The sequence below is a fragment of the Nocardioides campestrisoli genome, assembly GCF_013624435.2.
Classification (GTDB): domain Bacteria; phylum Actinomycetota; class Actinomycetes; order Propionibacteriales; family Nocardioidaceae; genus Nocardioides; species Nocardioides campestrisoli.
The window spans coordinates 1179721-1205000 of sequence record NZ_CP061768.1; the positions used below are offsets into that span (position 1 = coordinate 1179721).

A 25280-nucleotide genomic window follows, 5' to 3' on the forward strand; every position below is an offset into this window, starting at 1 on the left:
ACCCGACGATCCAGGACCCCGTGACTTCCTCGCCCACCGCACCCCAGACCCAGCACCCGACGACCCAGCACCCGACGACCCAGCAGGACGTACGCCGCGAAGCGTCGCGACGCCGTACGTTCGCGGTGATCAGCCACCCGGACGCCGGAAAGTCGACGCTCACCGAGGCGCTGGCACTGCACGCGCAGGTGATCAACCAGGCCGGTGCGGTGCACGGCAAGGCCGGGCGCCGGGCGACGGTCTCGGACTGGATGGAGATGGAGCAGGAGCGCGGCATCTCCATCACCTCCGCGGCGCTGCAGTTCGCCTACGAGGACCAGGTGATCAACCTGGTCGACACCCCCGGCCACTCCGACTTCTCCGAGGACACCTACCGGGTGCTCTCCGCGGTCGACGCGGCGGTGATGCTGGTCGACGCCGCCAAGGGGCTCGAGCCGCAGACGCTCAAGCTGTTCCGGGTCTGCAAGGCCCGCGGCCTGCCGGTGATCACGGTGATCAACAAGTGGGACCGTCCCGGTCTGGACCCGCTCGAGCTGCTGGAGCAGATCCAGGACCAGATCAAGCTCGTCCCCACCCCGCTGACCTGGCCGGTCGGCATCGCCGGGGACTTCCGCGGCGTCCTCGAGCGGCGTACCGGCGACTACGTGGCCTTCACCCGGACCGCCGGGGGAGCGACCCGGGCGCCGGAGGAGCGGATGGACGCCGAGGCCGCCGCCGCGCGTGAGGGCGACGTCTGGGAGACGGCGCTCGAGGAGTCGGACCTGCTCGCCTCCGACGGGGCCGACCACGACCAGGACCTGTTCCTCAGCGGCTTCACCACCCCGGTCCTCTTCGCCTCGGCCATCTCCAACTTCGGGGTCTCCAGCATCCTGCGCACCCTGGTGGAGCTGGCCCCCTCCGCGGTCCCGTTCCGGCACGGGGAGCCCGGCGAGGACGGCAGGCCGGCGCAGGTGCGCGAGGTGGACGCGCCGTTCAGCGCCTTCGTCTTCAAGGTGCAGGCCGGGATGAACACCCAGCACCGAGACCGGGTCGCGTTCGCGCGGGTCTGCTCCGGCGTCTTCGAGCGCGGGATGGTGGTCACCCACGCCCAGACCGGGCGGCCGTTCGCGACCAAGTACGCCCAGGCCATCTTCGGTGCCGAGCGGGCGGTCCTCGACACCGCCTTCCCCGGCGACATCATCGGCCTGGTCAACGCCAACGCGCTGAAGATCGGCGACACCATCTACGTCGACGAGCCGGTGACGTACCCGCCGATCGCCACCTTCGCCCCCGAGCACTTCGCGGTGGCCACGGCCAAGGACAGCGGCCGGTTCAAGCAGTTCCGCAAGGGCATCGAGCAGCTCGACTCCGAGGGCGTGGTCCAGGTGCTCCGCTCGGACCTGCGCGGGGCCCAGTCGCCGGTGCTCGCCGCGGTGGGCCCGATGCAGTTCGAGGTCGCGCAGGCCCGGATGGAGAGCGAGTTCGGCGCGGCCATCCGGCTGGAGCGGCTCGGCTACACCCAGGCCCGTCGCACCGACGCCGCCTCAGCCCCCGCCCTGGCCTCGGTCCGCGGCGTCGAGGTGATGGAGCGCAGCGACGGGACGCCGCTGGTGCTGGCGCCGGACAAGTGGCGGATCACCGTGATCGAGCGCGACCACCCCGAGCTCACCCTCGAGCCGCTGATCGCAGGCGACCAGTGACCACGTCGGCGAACCGCTCCGCGTTGGCCGGGACCAGGTCGAGGTAGAGGCCGGGCTCGATCAGCTCGAGCTCGCTGACCACCCAGGCGTCGGCCAGCAGCATCATGTCCACCCGGGCGTACGCCGGCTCGGTCCCGAGCAGGTCGCCTGCCGCGCGCACGGCCTTCTCGGCCAGCGCCCCCCGGTCGGCGTCCAGGGGCGCCGGGCGGGAGCTGCCGCCGTACAGCTCGTGCACCCGGATCTCCTCGCCGCCGGCCACCTTGTCCACCTGGGTGGCGGCGACGCCCGCGAAGACGTAGACGGAGCTCTCCCCGGTGGTCCGCACCGACTCGACCAGGGGCTGCACGACCCAGGGGGCCGCGGTCAGCCCTTCGAGGCGCTCGTCGGCGACGCTGCCGGCCAGCACCACCCCGACGCCGCCGGCGCCGGTCCGCGGCTTGATCACCACGGTGCCCCACCGCTCGGTGGCGGACGCGAGGCCCTCGACCAGGGTGGCGTCGTCCAGCAGCTCGGTGGGCACCACCGGGACGAGCTCGCCCAGGGGCAGCAGATAGCTCTTGTCGGCGTTCCAGGCGATGGTGTCGGCGTCGTTGAGCAGCGGCGTCACCGCGGCCACCCGCCGGGTCCAGGCCAGGAACTCGGCGCAGCGGCGCTGGTAGTCCCAGGTGGAACGGACGACCACCAGGTCGGCCGCGGCCCAGTCCACGGCGGGGTCGTCCCAGCGCACCCAGCGGGCGGTGACACCGCGGTCGGCCAGGGCCGCGAGGAGGCGCTCGCCGCCGGGCTCGCCGTCGGGCATCAGGGTGAAGGTCGCGAGGAGGACGTCGGTCACCCGCGCGACCCTACGGCGTGGGCCACCACCCGGCCACGAGGATCGTGGGATCGCGGCCGGGTGGTGGCGGAGACGTCAGCGAGAAGCCGCGCTCAGCGGCGCCGCTTGCGCAGGGCCTCGGTGAGCAGCGTGACCATCGCCTCGACCTGGATGTCGGCCGACGCGGTGACCTCCTCGTCGGAGCCGTCCAGGGCCCGGGCCGCGAGGCCCGCCTTGGAGTCGATCAGCTCGGCGATCCGGGTGTCGATGGTCTGCGCGGCGATGATCCGCCAGGCCGTCACCGGCTCCTCCTGACCGATCCGGTGCACCCGGTCGATCGCCTGCGTCTGCTCCGCGTCGGTCCACGAGAGCTCCGCCAGCACCACGTTGGAGGCGACCTGCAGGTTGAGGCCGACCCCGGCCGCGGTCAACGAGCAGACCACGATCTCGACCTCCGGGTCGTTGACGAAGGAGTCGATCGCCGCCTCCCGCGCCTTCGGGGTCTGGTTGCCGCGGATCGAGGAGTAGCCGATGCCGCGCTGGGCGAAGAGCTCCTCGCAGGCGTCCATCACGTCGACGTGCTTGGCGAAGACCACGACCTTGCCGACGCTGCGGGCCAGCTGGGCGGCGTAGTCGGCGGCCAGCGGGGCCTTGGCGGTGCCGATCCGGCGGATCATCGAGAAGACGTTCTCGCCCGAGGCGTTGTCGTCGGTCTCGTCGCGCTCCCACTCCGCGACCCGGCGTACCAGCTCCTCGTCGATCCCCGGGACGCGCTTGTCCTCGTCGCGGGCGGCCATCACCCGGTCGTACCGCTCGACCAGGCGGCGGGCGAGCTCGCGCTCGGCGGCCCGGATCGAGCGGCCGGCCTCGTCGTCGAGCTCGACCGGGATGTCGGCGATCCGGCGGGCCGGGATGTCGGCGGCCACGTCGACCTTGCGGCGACGCACGATGCCCATGTCGACCACCGCACGGCGGGCGGAGGGGTAGAACGCCTTGTCCTCCGGGGTCAGGCCGGTCTCCTCGAGCCGGGCCATGAGCTCGGAGAGCGGCCGCTTCTCGTCGATCCAGCCGAGGAACTGCCAGATCGAGGTGAAGTCCTCGATGTCGTTGATCAGCGGGGTGCCGGTGAGCGCCATCATCAGCGGGCGGACGGTGCGCTCGCGGATCCGGTCGGCCAGGCCCAGCACGTGCTGGGAGCGCTGCGACTTCCGGTTCTTGATGAAGTGCGCCTCGTCGACGACCATCCCCTTGAAGCCGAGGTCGCCGAGCCAGCCGACGTGCCGGTCGAGCACCTCGTAGTTGACGATCACGATGTCGGCGAAGCCGTCGATGTCGTGCCCGTCGCCGTGGATGACCGTGGCCTTGTGCCGGGGCACCCAGCGCACGGCCTCGCGCGCCCAGTTGGTCTTGACCACGTTGGGCACGACCACCAGCAGCGGGAACGCGTCGGCCGCCTGGGCGGCGAGCAGCGCCTGGGCGGTCTTGCCCAGGCCGGGCTCGTCGGCGAGCAGGAAGGTGCGGTGCCCCTCCTTGACCGAGGCGACCAGCTGCGCCTGGTGGCGCATCATCTCCAGCCCGTCGCGGGTCCGGCGGTCGCGCGGGTCGGGCATCTCCAGGCAGGCGGGCGCCCCGTTGGCCAGCTCGAAGGAGCGCAGCAGCGGGCCGATCAGCTCCCAGTTGGCCAGACGGTGGGTCTTGGGCTCGAGCCGCATCGCGGCACCGGCGAAGTCGGGCACCTGGAACGGGTGGGCGAGCTGGCGGGCGATCACCGACTGCGGGATCACCCGGCGCTCGGGGACGGTGGCGACGGCGTCACCCTCGGAGGCGGCCTGCTCCGGCTCGTCCTCCACCTCGAGGCCGGCGGCCTCGATCATCTTGCGGCGCAGGGTGCGGGCGGCCTCGGAGACCTCGGCGTCCTCGGCGAGCAGGGCCAGCAGGCTGGTGTCGCGGGCCGCGGTCTTGGCCAGGATGGTGGCCACCCCGTCGAGCCGCTTGAGCTGCTCGGCGCGCTGGGTCTCGGTCGTCTCGGCGTCCGCCTTGACCCGGTTCCGCTCCTCGCGCACCAGCAGCGCCACCACCTGGAAGCGCGTGCGGGCGGAGGGGGAGACCCGGCCGCGCTGGGCCTCGGCCTCGATCTCGCGCACGGCGCGGGCGAGCACAGGGATGATCCCCTCGTTGTCGAGGCGACGAGTACGTCGGGGACGCCGGTTGCCGCGCGCGCGCGTCGCGGACTTGGTCTGGCCGGACAAGTTCCTCCTCGTCGGCACCGTCGGGACTCCCACCCGGGGCACCGAGGCGTGGTCTCGGTGGGGCACGACCCGTGAGCGGAGTCGGCACCTGCGACCACTGGCCGGCTGGACGCCGTCAAGAGGAGGCGAGGAGCAGAGGAGCGAGGCGCAGAGGCGACGCTGCTGACAAGAGACTCCGGGGTCGTGCTGGACACAGCCTAGCGCGCCGAACGGCCATGTCCCAGATCCGGTCGGTCGTGTCCGCCGGTCGTGCTGGTCAGGCCGGCTCGGCGAGCACGTGCCGGCGGGGACCACGGGTGAGCCAGGCCAGCAGGATCCCGACCGCCGCGCCGATCAGTGTCTCCACGCCCCGGTCCACCAGCAGCTCGCCGGCGGGCGCCGGGGCGACCAGCTGGATCATCAGCAGGGCCAGCGGGGTGACCGCGATCAGGGCGATCGCGTAGTTGCGGCCCACCCACAGCTCGGCCGCGGCCTGCAGGAGCACGATCACCACGATCAGCGCGAGCCCGTCGAGGTCGAGCGCGAAGAGGGCTGCGGCCATCGCCAGCCCCAGGGCGGTGCCGGCGATCCGCTGCACCCCCCGGAGGACCTGGGCGCCGAGCTCGCGGGCGGCCAGCGGCACGATCGCCGAGACCATCGCCCAGTAGGGATGACCGATCCCGGCGGCGGTCGCCAGCGCCCCGGCGAGCAGGCAGCCGGCCATGCAGCGGACGACGTGCCGCACCGCCAGGTCGGCGAACGAGCGGCGGCGTACCGCGTCCCGCGGCGGCCCGGCGCCGCGCGAGGCCCGCCACATCGACCCGGCGGCTCCGACCAGGACGGCGAACGCCGCGGTCGCGGCCGCCACCGCGGCGGCGACGGGGAGGTCGGCGGGCGTCGAGGGGATCGAGGCGCAGGCGGCGAACGCGAAGACCAGGAAGAGCGGACCCGGGGGGTGCCAGTCCTCTGCGTCGGAGACCAGGGAGCCGATGCCCGCGACCAGGGCGCCGGTCGGCACCACCAGCCAGTCGCGGTGCTCGGAGAGGCCGACCGCCACGCCGCCGACCACCGAGAGGGTCAGCAGCACGGCCAGGCTCAGCTGCATCTGCAGGCGGGAGAGGCCGACGTGGTTGCGGCCGTACAGCGACGTGAAGCCGCCGAAGGCGGCGTAGATGGACCAGGCCTGGCGATCCACCGCCCACAGGAGGAGCAACGGCACGGCCACCGAGACCGCGGCGCGCAGCGCGACCCGGTGGGACCCGGCGTGCGGGCCGACCCGGACGAGCTGGACGACGAGGCCGGGCTGGGGTGACACCGGTCCAGTGTCTCGCGCAGTCGTACGATCCCGCGCATGGCCCACGAGTTCGACGCAGCGATCGCCCACACCCCCGGCCCCGACGGGCGGTACGACGTCCGGCTCGACGAGGGCTGGCACATCGGCGGCGGCGTCAACGGCGGGATCCTGCTCTCCACGCTCGCCCACGCGATCGGCACGCAGCTGCCCGCCAAGCCCGACCCCCTGGTGGTCAGCGCCCACTACCTCGGGGCGTCGGTCCCCGGGGAGGCGACGGTCTCGACCCGGGTGATCCGCGAGGGCGGCACCGTCGCCACCGCCGAGGCGACCCTGCACCAGGACGGGCGGGAGAAGATCGCGGTGCTGGCGACGTACGGCGACCTCGGCCGGCTCGACGGGGAGGTCCGGACCCCGGTCGAGCCGGTCGCCATGCCCGACCCGGACCAGTGCATCCCCGCCGACATGGCGCCGGGCCGCACCCCGCCGCTGATGGACCGCTTCGACCTGCGCTTCGACCCGGCCACCATCGGCTGGGCGCTGGGGGAGCCGAGCGGCGAGGGGGAGATCCGGGCGTGGATGCGGCTCAAGGACGGTCGCGAGCCGGACCCGCTGGTGCTGCTGACGATCGTGGACGCGCTGCCGCCGGTCGTCTTCGACCTCGGCTACCGGGGCTGGGCGCCCACCCTGGAGCTGACCGCGCACGTGCGGGCCCGTCCCGCCCCCGGGTGGCTGCGGGTGCGCGCGTGGACCACGAACGTGGCCGGCGGGCTCTTCGAGGAGGACTGCGAGGTGTGGGACTCCACCGGGCGTCTGGTGGCGCAGTCGCGCCAGCTGGCGATGACCCCCCGCGGCTGATCCGGCGCCCCGGTCGAGTCAGGCCGTCGGGCCAGGCAGGGTCAGGCCGGGTCGAGCCGGGCGCGCGGCACGGAGACCAGCCAGCGCCGGTGGGGGTGCTCGGTGACCGTCCACAGCCGGTCCGTCGAGGGCCAGTAGGCGAGGTCCTCGGGACCCATCGGCAGCGCCCAGCGGTGCTCGCGCAGCGCCCCCGGCGTGCCGGTGTGGAGCGAGCCGGGAGTCCACGGGCCCCTGGAGACGCTCACGTGGTGCCGGCCGCGGGCCACCACCACCCCCTGCATCCCCCGCGGCCCGGCGGCGCGGTGCAGCAGGGGGAGGGCGGCGTCCTGCGCCCCGAGCGCCGGGAGCCACGTCGCCGGGTCGAGCTCCACCCGGGCCAGCCGGGTGGTCTGCCGTCCACGGCCGTACTCCCCGACGACCAGCGCCGGCGGGGCGGAGGAGCGGTCCAGGGAGAGGAACGAGTAGCGCAGCCGCTCGTGCCCCTCCTCGGCCTCGGCCCGGTAGGCCGACCGGACCGGCAGCACGTGGTGGTGGCCGAAGGAGGCGACGCCGCGGTCCTCGATCCCGATCTCGTCGGGCCGCTCGTTGTCGCCCGGCACGCGCATGAGGTCGTCGAGGTGGAAGGTGAGGAACCCGCGCCCGGTGGCGGCGACGTGCAGGTAGGGGCCGGCCCAGACCACTCCGCCCGCGTGGATCCGCACCCCGGAGAGCTCCAGCGCCCCCTCGGAGCCACGACGTACGTCGACCAGCAGGACGTGCCGGTAGCGCAGCGTCTCCAGGTCCAGGAAGGTCAGCCGCGACCCGCGGTGGACGCCGTCCACGGGCTTGGCGTACCAGGAGGTGACCAGCACCCGGCGACCCGCGACCAGCTCGGAGTCGGAGGCGTCCGCGGAGGTCGTCACCCCCTGCGGCCACCAGACCCGGTCGCGCTGGTCGTAGGAGTCGAAGGCGATCGCCCGGTCGACCGCCCGGCCGAGCAGCCGGCCAGGCAGCGAGCGGCGGGCCTGGAACCTGAGGTCTCCGAGCAGCTCCCCGAGGCCGGCGCGGCCGCCCAGCACCTGCGCGAGCTCGTCGATCTCGGCGAGGTTCTCCTCGGTCCGGCGCAGGGTGAGGCCGCCGGCCTGCCACTCCTGCGGCGCCCCCGGTGTCCCCGGTTCCCCTCGTTCTCCTGGTTCCCCCGGCGCTCCTGGTGCTGCTGGTCTCGCCATGACCGCCACCGTAGTCTCGCCACGTGACCCAGAGCGCAGACACGACCCAGTCCACGTCCCGGCGCAGCACCCAGGTGCGGATGGCTGCGCGTCCCGTCGGCGAGCCCGACGACTCCGTCTTCGAGCTCGTCGACGCCGACGTGCCGGCGCTCGAGGAGGGCCAGGTGCTGCTGCGCACCGTCTACCTCTCCCTGGACCCCTACATGCGTGGCCGGATGAGCGAGGCCAAGTCGTACGCCGCCCCGTGGCAGGTCGGCGACGTGATGCAGGGCGCGACCGTCTGCGAGGTCGTGGAGTCGCGCTCGGAGCGCCGCGCGGTCGGCGACCTGGTCCTGGCCTACACCGGCTGGCAGACCTACGCGGTGGCCGACGCGCGGCACATGCGGAGCCTCGACCCGGCTGCCGCCCCGGTCTCCACCGCCGTCGGCGTGCTCGGGATGCCCGGGTTCACCGCGTACGCCGGCCTCCTGCAGATCGGCCGACCCCAGCCCGGCGAGACCGTCGCGGTCGCTGCGGCGACCGGGCCGGTCGGCTCCGCGGTCGGCCAGATCGCCCGGGTCAAGGGCGCCCGCGCCGTGGGCATCGCCGGCGGCCCGGAGAAGTGCCGGGCGCTGGTGGAGGAGTTCGGCTTCGACGCCGCGGTCGACCACCGCTCGCCGACCTTCCGCGAGGACCTGCGCGCCGCCACCCCCGACGGGATCGACGTCTACTTCGAGAACGTCGGCGGCCACGTGTTCGAGGAGGTGGCCCGGCGGCTCAACAAGTTCGCCCGGATCCCGGTCTGCGGACTGGTCGCCAACTACAACGCGACCGAGGCGCCGCAGGGCCCGGACCGGCTGCCCGGCTTCATGGGCAAGGTGCTCAGCCTGAGCTTGACGGTGCGCGGGTTCATCCAGGACGAGTTCGTCGCCGAGCACGAGGCGCAGTTCCAGCAGGAGATGGCGGGCTGGATCGCGGACGGCTCGGTGCGCTACCGCGAGGACGTCACCCGCGGCCTGGAGAACGCGCCGGAGGCGTTCCGCGGGATGCTCGCGGGCCGCAACTTCGGCAAGGTGCTGGTGCAGGTGGGCGATGACCCGACCCGTGCCTGAGCCCGCGGACGCCGGCACGCCGCGCGCGGTCTTCTTCGACGAGGACGACGCGCGTGCGGCCGCGGCCCGGCTGCTGCGCGAGGGCTGGTCGGCGAGCGTCGAGCGTGAGCGGCTGGCCGGGGAGGACGACGACGAGGACCACCCCTGGGCGGTGACGAGCGACGCCCCGGCGTTCGTGCTCGAGCTCGTGGTCGAGGAGCACGACGGCTGGCTCGACGAGGGCGAGCCGGTCCCGCCGGCCCTGCCTCCGCTCACCCTGCCGACCGAGCCGCGCCGGATCAAGCGGGAGGGCCGCGCGGGGCCCGACTAGGCTCGCAGCCATGAGTGCCTCGTCCGATTCCTCCCAGCCCGCGCAGCGTCTCCTGCTGGTGCACGCCCATCCCGACGACGAGACGATCGGCAACGGCGCGACGATGGCCAAGTACGCCGCCGAGGGCCGCGGCGTCACCCTGGTGACCTGCACCGCCGGTGAGCAGGGCGAGATCCTGGTGCCCGAGCTCGAGCACCTGGCCGCCGACCGCGACGACACGCTCGGGGAGCACCGCCGCGGCGAGCTGGCGGACGCCATGGCGGCGCTCGGCGTCACCGACCACCGCTACCTCGGCGGCTTCGGCGCCTACCGCGACTCCGGGATGAAGTGGCACCCGGACGGGCACGCGATCCCCGCCGACGAGGTGCACGAGAACGCGTTCTGGCGCGCGGACCTCACCGAGGCGGCCACCCACTTGGTGGCGATCATCCGGGAGGTGCGGCCGCAGGTGCTGGTCACCTACGACGAGTTCGGCGGCTACGGCCACCCCGACCACATCCAGGCGCACCGGGTCGCCACGTACGGCGCGGCCCTGGCGGCCGTGCCCTCCTACCGGCGCGACCTCGGCCCGGCCCACGACGTGGCGAAGATCTACTGGGGGGCGATGTCGGAGTCCCGGATGCGGGCCGGGCTCCGCGCGCTGCGCGACGCCGGGGACACCACGACCTTCGAGGGGATGGACCCGGACGGCCCGCTGCCGCACTTCGTCACCGCGGACGAGGACCTCTCCGCCATGGTCGAGGCCACGGACTTCTTCGAGGCCAAGATGGCCGCGATGCGCGCCCACGCCACCCAGATCACCACCGACGGCCCGTTCTTCGCGCTCTCCAACAACGTCGGCGCCCCGGCGTGGGGCCAGGAGTTCTACCGCCTCGCCAAGGGGACCCAGGGACCTCTGGGCCCCGAGGGCCTGGAGACCGACCTCTTCGCCGGACTGTGACCCGGTGAGGGCGGCCCGAGTCCTGGGCGTCGCGGCCGTGCTGGTCGCCGGGACGCTCGCGGGGCTGGCCGGGGCGCTGGTGCACGGCCGGTGGTGGGGGCTGGCGCTGGCCTGGGCCGCGCTGCTGGCCGTGCTGTCGGCGTTGGGCCCGAGCCTGGCGCGCGCGGGCTTCGCCGCCGGTTGGGGGGTCGGGATCGGGCTGGCGCTCTATCCCCGCCCGGAGGGCGACTACCTGATCGCCGCGAGCACGCAGGGCTACCTGCTGCTGGTCACCGTCCTGGTGGCGGCCGGCTGGGTGGTCCTCACCCTGCCGAGAAGGCGCGCGAGGCGTGACCCGTTCCACTCCCGGCTCGCCGATCGCGACGAAGTGGGTCGGTCCTCCTAGACTCCTGGCGTGTCTACGTCGAAGTCCGAGCCCGAGGCCCTCGAGCCCGACGGCACCGCTCCCGACGGCACCGCGCCTGACGAGAAGGCCGGTGGCCGGGTCGTCCTGCTCCTGCTGGTCGGCCTCCTGGTCCTGGGCAGCGGCGCGTACGCCGCCGCTTACCAGGTCGCGGGGGACAAGGTGCCGCGCGGCACCACCGTCTCCGGGGTGGAGGTCGGCGGCCAGTCGCCGCAGGAGGCGGTCGAGACGCTGGAGAGCGGGCTCGCCGACCGGGTCGAGGCGCCGCTGACGGTCGAGGTCGAGGGCGAGGAGCAGTCGGTCAGCCCCGACCAGGCAGGCCTCTCGGTCGACTACTCCGCCTCGGTGGACCAGGCCGGCGGGGGCCGCTCCTGGTCCCCGGCCAGGCTGTGGGACTACTTCACCGGCGGGAAGGACCACGACGCGGTGGTCGACGTCGACGAGCCCACGGTCACCGAGCTGCTCGCGCAGCTCCAGGACGACCTGGGCACGGCGCCCCGCGAGGGCGCGGTGCGCCTGGTCGACGGCGAGGTGAAGGTGCGCTCGCCCAGGATCGGGCAGGGGATCGAGCCCGAGAGCGGCCGCGACGCGCTGGTCGCGGCGTACCTCTCCGAGGACTCCCGCGCCGAGCTGGAGGTCGAGGACCTCCAGCCGGAGATCGACGAGACCGACGTGCAGCAGGCGCTCGACTCGTTCGCCAACCCGGCGGTGTCGGCCCCGGTGAGCCTGACCTTCGACGACACCACCGTCACCCTGACCCCTGCGCAGTACACCCGGGTGCTCTCCCTGGAGCCCGTCGACGGCGCGCTGGAGCCCACGCTCGACGAGGAGCGGCTCGCCGACCTCCTGGCCAGCACGCTCGGCGCCGACGGGGGGCCGGTCGAGGCGACGGTGCGGCTGGTGAACGGCCGCCCGCAGGTCGTCCCGGACAAACCCGGCGCCACCTTCGACCAGGAGGAGGTCAACGACGCCTTCCTGGACCTGGTCGCCGCGCCCGCCGGCGAGCGTGAGCTCGAGGTGACCGCGACCGTGGCCCGCGCGGACTTCCGCACCGAGGACGCCGAGGCGCTCGGGATCAAGGAGAAGGTCTCCTCGTTCTCCACCTACTACCCGCACGCCGACTACCGCAACGTCAACCTGGGCCGGGCCGCGGAGCTGATCGACGGCACCGTGCTCAAGCCCGGCGAGACGTTCTCGCTCAACGACACGGTGGGGGAGCGCACCCGGGCCAACGGCTTCACCGAGGGATTCATCATCGCCGACGGGATCTTCAAGGAGGACCTGGGCGGCGGGGTCTCGCAGATGGCCACCACGGTCTTCAACGCGATGTTCTTCGCCGGCCTGGAGGACGTGGAGCACAAGCCCCACTCCTTCTACATCGACCGCTACCCGGTGGGTCGCGAGGCGACGGTGGCCTGGGGAGCGATCGACCTGCGGTTCCGCAACGACACCGACCACGGCGTGCTGATCGACGCCAAGGTCACCCCGAGCACGCCCGGGGGACAGGGCCAGGTGACGGTGAGCATGTGGTCGACGAAGGTCTGGGACATCACCTCGACCACCAGCGGCCGGTACGCCTTCACCGCGCCGGAGACCCGGACGCTGTCCACGCCGGACTGCTACCCCAACAGCGGGTACGGCGGCTTCACGGTGGACGTGAAGCGGATCTTCCGCCGGCCGGGCTCGAACAAGGTGGTCAAGTCGGAGACCTTCACCACCACCTACACCCCCTCCGACACGGTGGTCTGCCAGCCGCCCGGTGACGACTGACCGGTCGTTGCATAGGGTCGGGTGGCGATGAGCCAGCCCAAGACTCACCGCCCTGTTCCTCCGACGTGGTCCTACCGGCCCGAGCTCGACGGGATGCGCGCCTTCGGCGCCCTCGTCATCATCTTCTTCCACGCCCAGGTCACGGGCTTCTCCTCCAGCTTCATCGTGCTGGACATGTTCTTCGTGCTCTCCGGGTTCGTCGTGACCAACGTGGTCCTGGGAGAGGTGGACGCCAAGGGCCGGCTCCGGCTCGGCGCCTACTACGCCCGGCGGGTACGGCGGCTGCTGCCGGCCGCGGTCGCCACGATCGTGCTCACCTGCGGCCTCTTCCTGGTGCTGGCCTCTCAGCCGGAGCGGTTCGAGCTGGTCCGGCAGGCGCAGTCGGCGCTGGTCTACCTGGCCAACTGGCAGTTCATCGCCGACGGGGCCGACTACTTCGCCGGCGACATCCGCGAGTCGCCGTTCATGCACTTCTGGTCGCTCTCGGTGGAGGAGCAGTACTACATCTTCTTCCCGCTGCTGGTGATCGCCTGGTACCGCTGGGGCCGTCGCCGCCCCGAGCTGCTGCTGGGCGTGGTCGTCCTGCTGATCGCCGCCTCGGTGACGGCCCAGGTGCTGCTCGCCCGGGTCGACCCGATGCGCGCCTACTTCGGCACCGACACCCGGCTCTTCCAGCTCCTCGCCGGCGTGGCGCTGGCGGTGGCGCTGCGGGAGTACTCCCGTGCCCGTGACGACGCGGGCCGGGTGAGCTGGCCCCGGGCCGGCCGCGTCCTGGCGTGGAGCGGGGCTGCCGGGTTCCTGGTCTTCGGCACCGAGCTGGTCCCGATGACGGTGAGCAACCGGAACCTGCTGGCCACGGTGCTCTCGCTGGCCCTCATCGCCGGCGCCTACACCGCCCCGAGCACGCCGGTGGCCCGGTTCCTCGCGCTGCCCTCGATGGCCTACCTGGGCACCATCTCGTACGGGATGTACCTGTGGCACTGGCCGATCATCGTGGTCCTGGAGCGGATGCTCGAGGCCCCCGGCCTGGTGGTGGCGGTGCTCACGGTGCCGCTCACGATCGGACTGGCCTCGGTCTCCCACCGGTTCCTGGAGACCCCCATCCGCAGCGGGAAGCGCCTGGACGGCTTCCACTGGCCGGTCGTGGGCGCCGGGGTGGCCGTCAGCGTGGTGGCGGCCGTGGTCGTGGTGCCCCCGGTGATGGACAGCGAGCGGACGCCGATGGTGGCCGCGGCCGCGCAGTCGGCCGCCGCCTCGGTGGTCTCCGAGCGGGCCCAGGCCGGCGACGAGCTGGCCCAGCAGCTGCAGCGACCGGTGCCGCGAGGGCTGGACTTCCGGGCCATCGGCAAGGACCGCGGCCCGGCCGTCACCCGCTGCCGGCCCGAGGACCCCGAGGCCTGCCTGGTCGTCGACGGCGACGGGCCGCACGTCGTGCTCGTCGGTGACAGCCACGCGCGGATGCTCACGCCCGCCTTCACCACCCTGGCCCGCGAGCGCGGCTTCCGGCTCTCGGCCAACGTGGTGCCGGCCTGCCCGTGGCCGCACGGCCTGGTCAGCACGAAGGCCCGGGGCGCCAACCGGGACCGCTGCCTGGAGTCGAGGCAGGGCTTCTACAACCGGACCCTGCCGCAGCTGGACGCCGACCTGGTGGTGCTGGTCAACGCTCCGCGAGGCACCGGGGTCGGCGAGTCGCTGGTCGGCTACGACGGCGAGCCGGTGAAGCTGCCGCAGGCCTTCGGGCGGGCGGTGCAGCGCACCGTCGAGCTCGTGGAGGAGGCCGGAGCGCGCGCGGTGATGGTGAAGGGGATGATGGGCACCGAGGGCTGGGGCGCCGGCCGCTCGGACCCGCTGGACTGCCTCGCCCGGGCCCGGACCCAGGCCGAGTGCGTGGTGGTGCCGCCCCAGGACCGGCCGCTCTCCGACGCCTACTACAAGGTCGCAGCCGGGGACCGCGACTCCGCCGCCACGCTCGACCTCAACCCGGTGATCTGCCCCGACCACCCCACGTGCCGCCCGATCATCGACGGCCAGGTGGTCTGGCGCAACGCCGACCACGTCACCGCGACCTACCTCGAGCAGCACCGCGACGACATCTGGGAGCGGCTCGTGGAGACCGGGTTCCTGGGCGGGCGCAGGTAGTCAGAGCGTCGCCAGGTAGAACGAGAGCACGAAGCCGGCGGCCGTGCTGAGCGCCACGACAGGACCGCCCTGCTCGTAGGCCTCGGGCATCAGCGTGTCCGCCAGCGAGGCGAGCACCGCTCCGGCGGCGAAGGCCAGCGGCAGCGAGAGGGTGTGGCCCTCGGCGGCGGCGAGCGGTCCAGCACCCACGACGACCGCCGCGGTGAGCAGCAGCGCGCACACGGTCCAGGTGCCGACCACGAACGCCTGCGAGCGCCCCTGGGCGCGCATGGAAGCGCTACCCACCAGCGCCTCGGGGAAGTTCGAGACGAAGATCGCCGCCAGCAGCGCCAGCCCGCCCGTGCCCTCACCCAGGGAGACACCGAGCGCCACGTTCTCCGGGACGCCGTCGAGGGTGACCGCCGCCAGCAGGGCGAGGCCGGCGGCACCGCCCCGGGAGGCTTGGGACGCGGCCGCGTCGGACGCGGGAGCGTCCGCGTCGAGCTTGCTGCTGCCGTGGTCCTCCGGTGCCCCGGCCTCCGCGCGGCGGTCCAGCCACTGGCTGACGAAGGTGAAGACGACCGCGCCCGCGAGCAGGCCCAGGGCGGCACGCCACAGGCCGCCCTGCTCGTAGGAGTCCTCGAAGAGCTCGAACGCGAGCGCGGTGATCAGGGCGCCGGCGGCGAATGCCAGCATGGCGGCCAGCAGCCGCTTGGGCAGCTGCACCCACCCTCCGATGAGGGCCCCCAGCACGAGGGCGGCGGACGCGATGGCGCCGAACAACAAGGACTCGAGCACGAGCCGGGAGTACCCCGCGGTCCACAACCCATGTGCCTTGGTCCGTCCAGGCACCGGAGGCCGGGCCTGGCAGGTCGGGCAGGTCGGGCAGGTCAGGCAGGTCAGGCAGGTCGGGCAGGCGTGGTCAGGTAGGTCATCTCGTGGTGCGCGGTGAACCCGAGCGACTCGTAGAGGGAGCGCGCCGCGGCGTTGGCCACCTCCACGTGCAGCCAGGCCGTCGTGGCTCCCTGCTCAGCACCCCACTCCAGCAGCCGGGCGACCACGTGCCGGGCCAGCCCGGTGCGCCGGCGGTCCGGGTCGACGTACAGGTCGTGCAGGCCGAGCCATCCGTCGGTCAGCGCGGCACGGCCCCGGGCGGCGCCGCCGGCCAGGGAGACCGAGACCCGCGCCCCCTCGGGGGCCTCGACCACCGTCTCGCCGGTCTCACCCGGTCCGCCGGTCTCGCCGGCAGGAGCGGAGGCGCGGGCCGCCCGCAACGCCCGGGAGGTCCCGGCGAGCAGGAAGAGGGCCGGCCCCGACCCGTCCGGCACGGCGCCCCAGCCGCGCTCGCGGAGCGCGGCCTCGACCGACGACCCGGCCTCCACGTGAGCCAGGACCCGGCGGTCGCGGGCGGTGTAGAACGCCTCGACCTCGGCCAGCGCGTCGTCCAGGTCGAGACCCGGGTCGCCGACGGTCAGGCAGGAGTTGGCCCGCTGCGGCGCTCGGCCGACGGGGGAGGGCTGCGTGCGCAGCACCCACTCACCCAGCGGTTCGAGGTGCACGTCCGCCCACAGCGACGCGGTGCGCAGCTCCGCCTCGCGGACCCCGACCCGGTGCCGCACCGAGGGCCGCGGCGGCACCGGCTTGCCCGAGACGATGGTGGCCACCTCGATCGCCACGACGGAGCCGTCGGCGCGCTCGATCTCGCAGACCCCGTCGGCCCAGGACCGGCAGGTGCCCAGCACGTCGGTCATCGCCGGACCGCCGGTGGGTCCGGTCTGACCGGGCAGCAGTCGCCGCACCACCACGCGCTGGCCGATCACGTGCGGGCCGAGCATGTGCGCGCCGGGCCGCGCCTCGGCGTCGGAGTCCGGCTCGGGGGGACCGATCTCGGAGGGGACATCGCCCAAAGGATGGGGCTCGCGGGACGAGGACACCCAGGGATACTAGGCTGGTGCCTCGAACATCCGCTCCCATGCCCAGGAGGTCCCGGTGACCTACGTCATCGCCCAGCCGTGTGTCGACGTCAAGGACCGCGCGTGCGTCGACGAGTGTCCCGTCGACTGCATCTACGAGGGCAAGCGGATGCTCTACATCCACCCCGACGAGTGCGTCGACTGCGGCGCCTGCGAGCCGGTCTGCCCGGTCGAGGCGATCTTCTACGAGGACGACACCCCGGAGGAGTGGAAGGAGTACTACGACGCGAACGTGCACTTCTTCGACGACCTGGGCTCTCCGGGCGGCGCCGCGAAGATGGGCGTCATCGAGAAGGACCACCCGATGATCGCCGCCCTCGAGCCGCAGAACCAGGACCACTGACCCCGGTGCCCGAGGAGAGGCCGCTTCCTCGAGGCCAGGTGGTCGAGGAGGCGCCCCAGGCTGGTGCTCCGTCGGTCGAGGAGGCGCGCCAGCCTGGAGCTCCGTCGGTCGAGGAGGCGCGCCAGCGCCGTCTCGAGACCAAGGTCTCCCAGCGCCTCCCCGACTTCCCCTGGGACCGGCTCACCTCGTACGCCGCGACAGCGCGCGCGCACGCGGGCGGCCTGGTGGACCTGTCCATCGGGACGCCGGTCGACCCGACGCCGGAGGTAGCGCAGCATGCGCTCGCCGACGCCGCGGACGCGCCGGGCTATCCGGTCACCATCGGCCGCGTCGAGACCCGGCAGGCCGTCGTGGACTGGCTCGCCCGCTCCTTCGGCGTGACCGGCGTCGGACTGGACGGGGTGCTGCCCGCGGTCGGCTCCAAGGAGCTGATCGGCGCGCTGCCCCTGCAGCTCGGGCTGGGCCCCGGCGACCTGATCGTCCAGCCCGCACTGGCCTACCCGACGTACGAGGTGGGTGCCGCGCTGGTGGGCGCCGAGATCGTGGCTACCGACAGCCTCACCGCGCTGGGGCCGCGGACCCCGCGCCTGCTCTGGCTCAACAGCCCGTCCAACCCCACCGGCAGGGTGCTGCCGGTCGAGCACCTGCGCAAGGTGGTCGAGTGGTGCCGTGAGCGCGGCACCCTGCTGGTCTCCGACGAGTGCTACCTGGAGTGCGGCTGGGACCCGGAGAACCCTCCGGTCAGCGTGCTGCACCCGGACGTCTGCGGCGGCAGCACCGAGGGCATCCTCACCGTGCACTCGCTCTCGAAGCGGTCCAACCTGGCGGGCTACCGCTGCGCGTTCGTCGCCGGCGACCCCGCGGTGGTCGCCGAGCTGCTGGCGGTGCGCAAGAACCTCGGGCTGATGATGCCCGAGCCCCAGCAGCGGGTGATGGCGTCCGTGCTCGCCGACGACGCCCACGTGGCCGAGCAGCACGCCCGGTACGCCGTGCGCCGCGCCGCGCTGCGCGGGGCGCTGGAGAGCGCCGGGTTCCGGATCGACCACAGCGAGGCCAGCCTCTACCTGTGGGCGACCCGCGGCGAGGACTGCTGGGAGACCGTCTCCTGGCTCGCCGAGCGCGGGATCCTGGTCGCCCCCGGCTCGTTCTACGGCGCGGCCGGTGCCCAGCACGTGCGGGTCGCCTTCACCGCGACCGACGAGCGGGTCGCGGCGGCGGTCGAGCGCCTCACCTGAGCGCCTCGCTGGCCGGAGTGCCCGGCGGGGGAGAGGTCACTCGAACACGTCGACGTGCACGTGGTCGCGGTGCTCGAGGATCTCCCGGTCGCCGCTGGAGGAGCGCGGCACCCGGTAGTCGCGCCAGCCGTCGTCGGCGCGCCTGGCCTGCCAGATCCGGTCGTCGAAGATGACGGTCTGGACGTCGAGCCGCGAGGCGTGCGCGACCAGGTAGTGCGCGACCGCCCACCCGCGGCGACGGTTCTCCTGGTTCACCGGCCGGAAGAAGACGTCGACCGCCCGACCCGCGTAGTGGGCGGAGCCGGCCATGTGGCCATCGCCGACCCCACCGGGGGCGAAGCCGCCCAGTGACTGGGGGCCGAAGGCGAGCTCCAGCTCCCGGCGTACCCGGTCGGCCCGCTCGGTCAGCCCGGTCTCGGTCAGCGCCGCCGGGGCGGTGTCCGGGACGTCCTGCCCCGTGCAGGTGAAGGCCTCGGGGGAGTTGCCGGTCAGCGCCGAGGCCAGCACCCGGGCGTCGGCCTCGTGGTCGGCGTACGCATCGGGGTAGGCCGAGCGCTGCACCTCCTGGGCGGCGACGGTGATCTCCAGCGTCCGGTAGTCACCGACCTTCTCCAGGGCGTCGTAGAACGCGTTGGCGGCGAAGTAGGGGTCGAGCACCTGCTCGGGGGTGCCCCAGCCCTGGGAGGGCCGCTGCTGGAAGAGCCCGAGCGAGTCCCGGTCGCCGTGCTCGATGTTGAGGATCTTCGACTCCTGGTACGCCGTGGCCAGGGCGATCGAGACGGCTCGCGCGGGCAGCCCGCGACGCTCGGCGACCGCGGCGATCAGCGCCGCGTTCTCCGCCTGCTCCGGCGAGAGGCGCACCGTGTGCCCGTCCACCTCGGCGACGCACTCGTCCTTGGCCAGCAGCGGCCCGACCCCGCGGTCGAAGACGATGCCGATGGCCAGGAAGAGCGCGACGGCGACGAATGCGGCGACCGCCCAGCGCACGACCCGGAGGCCTGAACCCATGCGGAGCCGTCCCTCAGTCGTTGGCGTGCAGGGCCTCGTTGAGCGCGATGCCCTGGCCCTTCCACGGCGCGGCCTCGACGGCGCCGGTGACCGAGTTGCGGCGGAAGAGCACGTTGCTGGCCCCCGAGAGCTCGGAGGCCTTGACCAGCCGCGAGGTGTCGCCCTCGAGCACGGTCACCTTGGTCCCGGCGGTGACGTAGCAGCCGGCCTCGACCACGCAGTCGTCGCCGAGCGAGATGCCGATCCCCGCGTTGGCGCCGACCAGGCAGCGCTCCCCGACCGAGATGACCTCCTTGCCGCCGCCCGAGAGGGTGCCCATGATCGAGGCGCCCCCGCCGATGTCGGAGCCGTCGCCGACCACGACCCCGCCCGAGATCCGGCCCTCGACCATGGAGGCGCCCAGGGTGCCGGCGTTGAAGTTGACGAAGCCCTCGTGCATCACGGTGGTCCCGCTGGCCAGGTGGGCGCCGAGCCGGACCCGGTCCGCCTCGGCGATCCGCACGCCGCTGGGCACGACGTAGTCGACCATCCGCGGGAACTTGTCGACCCCGAACACGGTGACGTGCTGCCCGGCGGCCCGCAGCCGGGCCCGGACGGTCTCGAAGCCCTCCACGGCGCACGGGCCGGCGGAGGTCCAGACCACGTTGGTGAGCAGGCCGAAGACACCGTCCATGGAGATGCTCCGCGGCGTCACGAGGCGGGCCGAGAGCAGGTGCAGGCGCAGCCAGACGTCCTGGGTGGTGGCCGGGGCGGCCGACAGGTCGGCGATCTCCACCAGCTCGACCGTGCGGGAGACCCCGCGCAGCTCGTCGTGGCCCTCGAGGACCGCCAGCTCGGCCGGTGCCCCGCTGCCGTCGCGGGCGCCGAGCGCGGGTCGGGGGAACCACACGTCGAGCACGGTGTCGGAGGAGTCCCGGGAGACGAGGCCGTAGCCCCAGGCGGTGCGGTCGGAGGTGTCAGTCGAGGTCACCCGCCAAGCCTACGGGTGCGCTCGATACCCTCGGGGTCGTGTCCCCCGCTCTGTCCTACGGTGTCGCCGCCTTCCTGGGATTCGTCGCCCTGCTGGCCCTGGTCGCCCTCAAGCTCCCGGGGCTGGACCCCGTCGTCCGCCGGTTCATGATCGCCGGTCAAGGGGCCGCCGCGGTCGTGGTGCTGCTCGACGTGGTCACCCTCTTGCAGGGGCACGAGGTGGACTCCCTGGTGACGCACGTGGGCTACGCGGTGGCAGCCGTGGGTCTCCCGGTGATCCTGCTGAATCGCCGGCCCGACCTCCAGGTCCCGGGCCAGGAGGCGGATGCCTCGACTCGGGCGGCCGACCCGGTCGAGGAGTCCGAGCCCGAGCCGGCGCACCTCGCGGTGGTGGCGGTGACGGCGATCGCGCTGCTGGTGCTGGTGGTCCGGCTCCAGCAGACCTGGTGAGCAGCCCCGACGTGGCGTCCGGACCGGCTCGGCAGGCTCCCGCCCGGCAGCGCGCGATCGGCCAGGTGCTGATCGCGGCGTACGCCGTCTTCGCGGTCGCCGCCGGAGCGCGGGCCTTCGCCCAGATCGTCACCAAGCTCGACGAGGCGCCGGTCGCCTACCTGCTCTCGGCGGTCGCCGCGGCGGTCTACCTGGTCGCCACGCTGGCTTTCCGCCGCCCGGGCCGCCGGGCGTTCCGGGTGGCGCTGGCCGCCTGCCTGTTCGAGCTGGTCGGGGTGCTGGGCGTGGGGGCCTGGACCTTCCTGGACCCCGACCTCTTCGCCGACGCCACCGTCTGGTCGCACTTCGGCCAGGGCTACGGCTTCGTCCCGCTGGTCCTGCCGTTCGTCGGCCTGGCGTGGCTGCGGCACGTGGAGCCGGAGACCCGGCCCACGCGCTGACCCGTGCGGTGCGCGGGCCGTGCTGCCGGGCTACTGGCCCTTGCGGCCGTCGATCGCCTCGCGCAGCAGGTCGGCGTGACCGGCGTGCCGGGCGTACTCCTCGAGCAGGTGCAGCACCACGTCGCGCACCGAGACCGGCAGGCCCTGGTACTCGACGGTGGAGTCGAGGTCCAGCTCGTGGAACAGCTTGCGGCTGTGCGTGAGCTCACGGAACCAGGACTCCCAGGCCTCGATCAGCACGACGTCGTCGGCGACCGCCCCGTCGAAGTCGTTGTCCGGCACCTCGTCGGTGTCGTAGAGGCGGGGCAGTGCCCAGTCGCCCTCCAGGACGCGCCGGTTCCAGTGGTGCTCGACCCGGGCCAGGTGACGCACGAGGCCGAGCAGCGACATGGTCGACGGCGGGACGGAGCGGCGGGCGAGCTGCTCGGTGTCCAGACCGTCGCACTTGAGGTCGATGGTCGTGCGGTAGCGGTCGAGGTACTCCAGCAGGATCGCCTTCTCACCCACCGCGGGCACGTCGACGATGCGTGGGTCGTGCTCGGGGTCCACCCACATGTCGGTGGCCTTGCGCTCGGTCATGGGGGACATTCCACCAGATGCCCGGCGCGGCCCGACGCAGAACCCATGTGGCGACCATGGTGTGTCCGCGCATAAGATCGAGACAGGCGTCTGAGCCGTCATCAGCGGCGAGCCTCCGGAAGAACAGGTCTCCCACTCCGGGGAGTGCCCCACTAGACCCGGACGGGTGGGCCCGACACAGCCCTCGATGAAGCGGTCACCCGCGTCGGTCCTCGGACGGACGCAGGTGGCAAGCGAGGTGGTACCGCGGCTCCCCGGTTCCGGCAGGCGTCACAGTCGGGCAGGCACCAGACGGGAGTTCGTCCTCGTGGCCCGAGACCCAGCCACGTACGACGAACCGCAGGAGCAGCGCCGATGACCTATCCGAAGGTCTCCCACCTCAGCACCAGCGAGGCCGCCACCGGCGTGCCCGGCAACCCGAGCTTTCCCGCGGTCGAGGAAGCGGTGCTGGCCTACTGGGCCGCCGACGACACCTTCCGCGCCTCGGTGGACCAGCGCGACCCGGGCACCGACGGCGCAAACGAGTTCGTCTTCTACGACGGCCCGCCGTTCGCCAACGGCCTGCCGCACTACGGCCACCTGCTGACCGGCTACGTCAAGGACATCGTCCCGCGCTACCAGACGATGCGCGGCAAGCGCGTCGAGCGGCGGTTCGGCTGGGACACCCATGGCCTGCCCGCCGAGCTCGAGGCGATGCGCCAGCTCGGCCTGAAGACCACCGACGAGATCCACGACATGGGCGTGGAGAAGTTCAACGACGCCGCCCGCGCCTCGGTGCTGCGCTACACCGACGAGTGGCGCGACTACGTCACCCGACAGGCCCGCTGGGTCGACTTCGACCACGACTACAAGACCCTCAACCCCGACTACATGGAGTCGGTGATCTGGGCGTTCAAGCAGCTGCACGAGAAGGGCCTGGTCTACGAGGGCTTCCGGGTGCTGCCCTACTGCTGGAACGACGAGACCCCGCTGTCCAACCACGAGCTGCGGATGGACGACGACGTCTACCAGAACCGGCAGGACCCGGCGGTCACCGTCGGCTACCGTCTCGAGCGCGACGCCTCGCTGTCGGCCGACGCCGAGGACCCGCTCGACGGCGTGCTGGCGCTGGTGTGGACCACCACCCCCTGGACGCTGCCCTCCAACCTCGCGGTGATGGTGGGCGAGGAGATCGAGTACGTCGTGGTGGAGGGGCCCGTGCCCGGCACGGACCGGACCGCCCGCTACCTGATCGCCGAGCCCCGCCTGGCGGCGTACAAGCGGGAGCTCTTCCCCGAGAGCGACGAGCCGGTCGTGGTGGGTCGCTACCGCGGCGCCGACCTGGTGGGCCGCACCTACACCCCGCCGTTCTCCTACTACCTGGGGCACGAGAACGCGTTCCGGCTCGTGCCGGCCGAGTTCGTCACCACCACCGACGGCACCGGCCTGGTGCACACCGCCGGCGCGTTCGGTGAGGACGACAAGGTGGTCACCGACCGCGAGGGGATCGAGGCGGTGATGCCGGTCGGCAAGGACGGGCGCTTCACCTTCCCCGTCACCGACTACGAGGGACTGCAGGTCTTCGACGCCAACCTGCAGATCATCGACCACCTCAAGGCCGCCACGCGCGGCGAGCCGAGCGGGTCGGTGACCCCCGGCACGGTGCTGCTGCGCCGCGAGTCCTACGACCACTCCTACCCGCACTGCTGGCGGTGCCGGCAGCCGCTGATCTACAAGGGCGTCTCCTCCTGGTTCGTCGAGGTGACGGCGTTCAAGGACCGGATGGTCGAGCTCAACCAGCAGATCCGCTGGGTGCCCGAGCACATCAAGGACGGCCAGTTCGGCAAGTGGCTGGAGAACGCCCGCGACTGGTCGATCACCCGCAACCGGTTCTGGGGCAGCCCGGTGCCGGTGTGGAAGAGCGACGACCCGGCGTACCCGCGGATCGACGTCTACGGCTCGTTCGAGGAGATCGAGCGCGACTTCGGCCGCCTGCCCCGAGGTGCGGACGGCGAGCCCAACCTGCACCGCCCGTTCGTCGACGACCTGGTCCGGCCCAACCCGGACGACCCGCGGACGCCGGAGGAGGGGCAGTCGACGATGCGCCGCGTCACCGACGTGCTCGACGTGTGGTTCGACTCCGGCGCGATGTCGTTCGCGCAGAACCACTACCCCTTCGAGAACGCGGAGTGGTTCGACGGCACCGCGGAGAAGAAGGGGCACTTCCCGGGCGACTTCATCGTCGAGTACATCGGCCAGACCCGCGGCTGGTTCTACACGCTGCACGTGCTGGCCACGGCGCTGTTCGACAAGCCGGCGTTCTCCTCGTGCATCAGCCACGGGATCGTGCTCGGCTCCGACGGCAACAAGATGAGCAAGTCGCTGCGCAACTACCCCGACGTGAGCGAGGTCTTCGAGCGCGACGGCGCCGACGCGATGCGCTGGTTCCTGATGGCCAGCCCGATCCTGCGCGGCGGCAATCTGGTGGTCACCGAGCAGGGCATCCGCGACGGTGTGCGCCAGGTGATGATCCCGCTCTGGAACAGCTGGTACTTCTTCAGCCTGTACGCCAACGCGGCGCAACCGGGCGGGTACGACGCCCAGTGGTCGACCGCCTCGCGGGACCCGCTGGACCGCTACCTGCTGGCCAAGACCCGGCAGTACGTCGTCACCATGACCGAGCAGCTGGACGCCTACGCGATCGCGGACGCCTGCGAGACCACGCGCAGCTTCCTCGACGTGCTCACCAACTGGTACATCCGTCGCTCCCGCGAGCGGTTCTGGGTGGCCGACGGCACGGTGGACGACAACGCGCGGGCGGCCTTCGACACCCTGCACACCGTGCTCGAGGTGCTGTGCCGGGTCACCGCACCGCTGTTGCCGCTGACCACCGAGGAGATCTGGCGGGGCCTGACCGGCGGCCGCTCGGTGCACCTGGCCGACTGGCCGGAGGTCGACGAGCTGCCGGCGGACGACGCGCTGGTGGCCGCGATGGACACCGTCCGGGACGTCTGCTCCGCGGGCTCGGCGCTGCGGAAGGCGGCCGGGCTGCGCAACCGGCTGCCGCTGGCCGGGCTGACCGTGGTGGTGCCCGACGCCGAGGCGCTGGCCGGCTTCGAGTCGATCGTGGCCGATGAGCTGAACCTCAAGTCGGTCACGCTGCTGGCGGCCGACCACGCTGACGCTGCGGCGTACGCCGTCGAGCAGCGCCTCACCGTGCACGCCCGGGTGGCGGGCCCCCGGCTCGGCAAGGACGTGCAGCGGGCGATCAAGGGCTCCAAGTCCGGTGACTGGTCGGTGGCCGACGACGGCACCGTCACCGCCGGTGGTCTCGCCCTGCAGGAGGGGGAGTACACGTTGGAGACCGTGGCCGGCGACGCCTCCGGCGGGACGGCGACCGGGGTGCTGCCGCGCGGCGGGTTCGTCGTACTGGACACGACGCTCACCCCCGAGCTCGAGGCGGAGGGCCTGGCCCGCGACCTGGTGCGCACGGTGCAGCAGGCCCGACGGGACGCCGGCCTCGACGTCTCGGACCGGATCACCCTGACCGTCTCCGGTCCCCAGGCGGTGCTGGACGCAGCGCGGGCGCACGAGCAG

The 25280-nt window shown here is 73.0% G+C and carries 22 protein-coding genes (1 of these 22 running past the window's edge); 13 read left to right on the forward strand and 9 right to left on the reverse strand.

Going from position 1 to position 25280, the window contains the following annotated elements; genetic code table 11:
• Window positions 1-20: 20 nt before the first annotated feature.
• Window positions 21-1679, forward strand: a complete 1659-nt coding sequence (locus tag H8838_RS05665) for a peptide chain release factor 3 (protein WP_224766407.1) — start codon at window positions 21-23, stop codon at window positions 1677-1679.
• On the opposite strand, the gene H8838_RS05670 is transcribed toward H8838_RS05665, so the two are convergent.
• The 3 genes from H8838_RS05670 to H8838_RS05680 all read right to left on the reverse strand — a co-directional run bounded on the left by H8838_RS05670 (window position 1645) and on the right by H8838_RS05680 (window position 6033).
• On the reverse strand, window positions 1645-2511 hold the full coding sequence (locus tag H8838_RS05670) for an ATP-grasp domain-containing protein (protein ID WP_185996451.1): 867 nt from the start codon (window positions 2509-2511) through the stop codon (window positions 1645-1647). The two genes, H8838_RS05665 and H8838_RS05670, sit on opposite strands and share 35 nt — an antisense overlap.
• Before the next feature lie 92 nt (window positions 2512-2603).
• Complete coding sequence (locus tag H8838_RS05675; RefSeq protein ID WP_224766408.1) at window positions 2604-4739, reverse strand: DEAD/DEAH box helicase; 2136 nt, start codon at window positions 4737-4739, stop codon at window positions 2604-2606.
• Between the two features lie 256 nt (window positions 4740-4995).
• Window positions 4996-6033 carry an FUSC family protein gene (locus H8838_RS05680; protein ID WP_181311433.1) on the reverse strand — a complete coding sequence of 346 codons (1038 nt, stop codon included), beginning with the start codon at window positions 6031-6033 and terminating at the stop codon, window positions 4996-4998.
• Between the two features lie 36 nt (window positions 6034-6069).
• Between H8838_RS05680 and H8838_RS05685 the strand changes: the two genes are divergently transcribed.
• Window positions 6070-6867: a thioesterase family protein gene (locus tag H8838_RS05685; RefSeq protein WP_181311432.1), complete on the forward strand. Its 798-nt coding sequence runs from the start codon at window positions 6070-6072 to the stop codon at window positions 6865-6867.
• Window positions 6868-6908: 41 nt separating this feature from the next.
• Here the strand turns inward: H8838_RS05685 and H8838_RS05690 are convergent, their stop codons facing one another.
• Window positions 6909-8075, reverse strand: a complete 1167-nt coding sequence (locus tag H8838_RS05690; protein ID WP_185996452.1) for a collagen-like triple helix repeat-containing protein — start codon at window positions 8073-8075, stop codon at window positions 6909-6911.
• 23 nt (window positions 8076-8098) lie between these two features.
• Between H8838_RS05690 and H8838_RS05695 the strand changes: the two genes are divergently transcribed.
• Genes H8838_RS05695 through H8838_RS05720 form a run of 6 tightly spaced genes read left to right on the forward strand, consistent with a single transcriptional unit; the run spans window position 8099 to window position 14728 of the window.
• Window positions 8099-9166, forward strand: coding sequence for an NADP-dependent oxidoreductase (locus H8838_RS05695; RefSeq protein ID WP_224766409.1), 1068 nt, complete (start codon window positions 8099-8101; stop codon window positions 9164-9166).
• The gene (locus tag H8838_RS05700) at window positions 9159-9476 is read left to right on the forward strand and encodes a hypothetical protein (RefSeq protein WP_224766410.1); all 318 of its coding nucleotides are present in this window, start codon (window positions 9159-9161) and stop codon (window positions 9474-9476) included. Before H8838_RS05695 ends, H8838_RS05700 begins: the two co-directional genes overlap by 8 nt.
• 10 nt (window positions 9477-9486) lie before the next feature.
• Window positions 9487-10416: an N-acetyl-1-D-myo-inositol-2-amino-2-deoxy-alpha-D-glucopyranoside deacetylase gene (mshB, locus tag H8838_RS05705; protein WP_185996453.1), complete on the forward strand. Its 930-nt coding sequence runs from the start codon at window positions 9487-9489 to the stop codon at window positions 10414-10416.
• Window positions 10417-10420: 4 nt separating this feature from the next.
• A complete protein-coding gene (locus H8838_RS05710; RefSeq protein WP_185996454.1) occupies window positions 10421-10801 on the forward strand; it encodes a DUF6113 family protein in 381 nt (126 codons plus the stop codon).
• A 9-nt stretch (window positions 10802-10810) separates the two neighbouring features.
• Window positions 10811-12589: a VanW family protein gene (locus H8838_RS05715; protein WP_185996455.1), complete on the forward strand. Its 1779-nt coding sequence runs from the start codon at window positions 10811-10813 to the stop codon at window positions 12587-12589.
• 27 nt (window positions 12590-12616) lie between these two features.
• Complete coding sequence (locus H8838_RS05720; protein ID WP_185996456.1) at window positions 12617-14728, forward strand: acyltransferase family protein; 2112 nt, start codon at window positions 12617-12619, stop codon at window positions 14726-14728.
• Here H8838_RS05720 and H8838_RS05725 read toward each other — a convergent pair whose 3' ends face one another.
• Window positions 14729-15505: a ZIP family metal transporter gene (locus H8838_RS05725; RefSeq protein WP_181311425.1), complete on the reverse strand. Its 777-nt coding sequence runs from the start codon at window positions 15503-15505 to the stop codon at window positions 14729-14731.
• 101 nt (window positions 15506-15606) lie between these two features.
• The gene (locus H8838_RS05730) at window positions 15607-16614 is read right to left on the reverse strand and encodes a GNAT family N-acetyltransferase (protein WP_191465651.1); all 1008 of its coding nucleotides are present in this window, start codon (window positions 16612-16614) and stop codon (window positions 15607-15609) included.
• 82 nt (window positions 16615-16696) lie between these two features.
• Between H8838_RS05730 and fdxA the strand changes: the two genes are divergently transcribed.
• Window positions 16697-17023, forward strand: coding sequence for a ferredoxin (gene fdxA, locus H8838_RS05735; protein WP_181311423.1), 327 nt, complete (start codon window positions 16697-16699; stop codon window positions 17021-17023).
• Window positions 17024-17028: 5 nt separating this feature from the next.
• A complete protein-coding gene (dapC, locus tag H8838_RS05740; RefSeq protein ID WP_224766411.1) occupies window positions 17029-18258 on the forward strand; it encodes a succinyldiaminopimelate transaminase in 1230 nt (409 codons plus the stop codon).
• Window positions 18259-18294: 36 nt separating this feature from the next.
• Here the strand turns inward: dapC and H8838_RS05745 are convergent, their stop codons facing one another.
• Together H8838_RS05745 and dapD are read right to left on the reverse strand one after the other, a co-directional pair.
• Window positions 18295-19266 carry a hypothetical protein gene (locus H8838_RS05745; RefSeq protein WP_185996458.1) on the reverse strand — a complete coding sequence of 324 codons (972 nt, stop codon included), beginning with the start codon at window positions 19264-19266 and terminating at the stop codon, window positions 18295-18297.
• A 13-nt stretch (window positions 19267-19279) separates the two neighbouring features.
• A complete protein-coding gene (gene dapD / locus H8838_RS05750; RefSeq protein ID WP_185996459.1) occupies window positions 19280-20236 on the reverse strand; it encodes a 2,3,4,5-tetrahydropyridine-2,6-dicarboxylate N-succinyltransferase in 957 nt (318 codons plus the stop codon).
• Window positions 20237-20274: 38 nt separating this feature from the next.
• On the opposite strand from dapD, the gene H8838_RS05755 reads away from it, so the two are divergent.
• Together H8838_RS05755 and H8838_RS05760 are read left to right on the forward strand one after the other, a co-directional pair.
• Window positions 20275-20685: a hypothetical protein gene (locus tag H8838_RS05755; RefSeq protein WP_181311420.1), complete on the forward strand. Its 411-nt coding sequence runs from the start codon at window positions 20275-20277 to the stop codon at window positions 20683-20685.
• On the forward strand, window positions 20682-21125 hold the full coding sequence (locus H8838_RS05760; protein ID WP_224766412.1) for a hypothetical protein: 444 nt from the start codon (window positions 20682-20684) through the stop codon (window positions 21123-21125). Before H8838_RS05755 ends, H8838_RS05760 begins: the two co-directional genes overlap by 4 nt.
• Before the next feature lie 30 nt (window positions 21126-21155).
• Here H8838_RS05760 and H8838_RS05765 read toward each other — a convergent pair whose 3' ends face one another.
• Window positions 21156-21704, reverse strand: coding sequence for a DinB family protein (locus H8838_RS05765; protein WP_219924229.1), 549 nt, complete (start codon window positions 21702-21704; stop codon window positions 21156-21158).
• A 354-nt stretch (window positions 21705-22058) separates the two neighbouring features.
• Between H8838_RS05765 and ileS the strand changes: the two genes are divergently transcribed.
• Window positions 22059-25280, forward strand: partial view of an isoleucine--tRNA ligase gene (gene ileS / locus H8838_RS05770; RefSeq protein WP_185996460.1) — the 5' portion only. 90 nt of this gene lie beyond the right edge of the window; 3222 of the gene's 3312 nt are visible here — the first part of the coding sequence; it begins with the start codon at window positions 22059-22061; its stop codon lies off the right edge, out of view.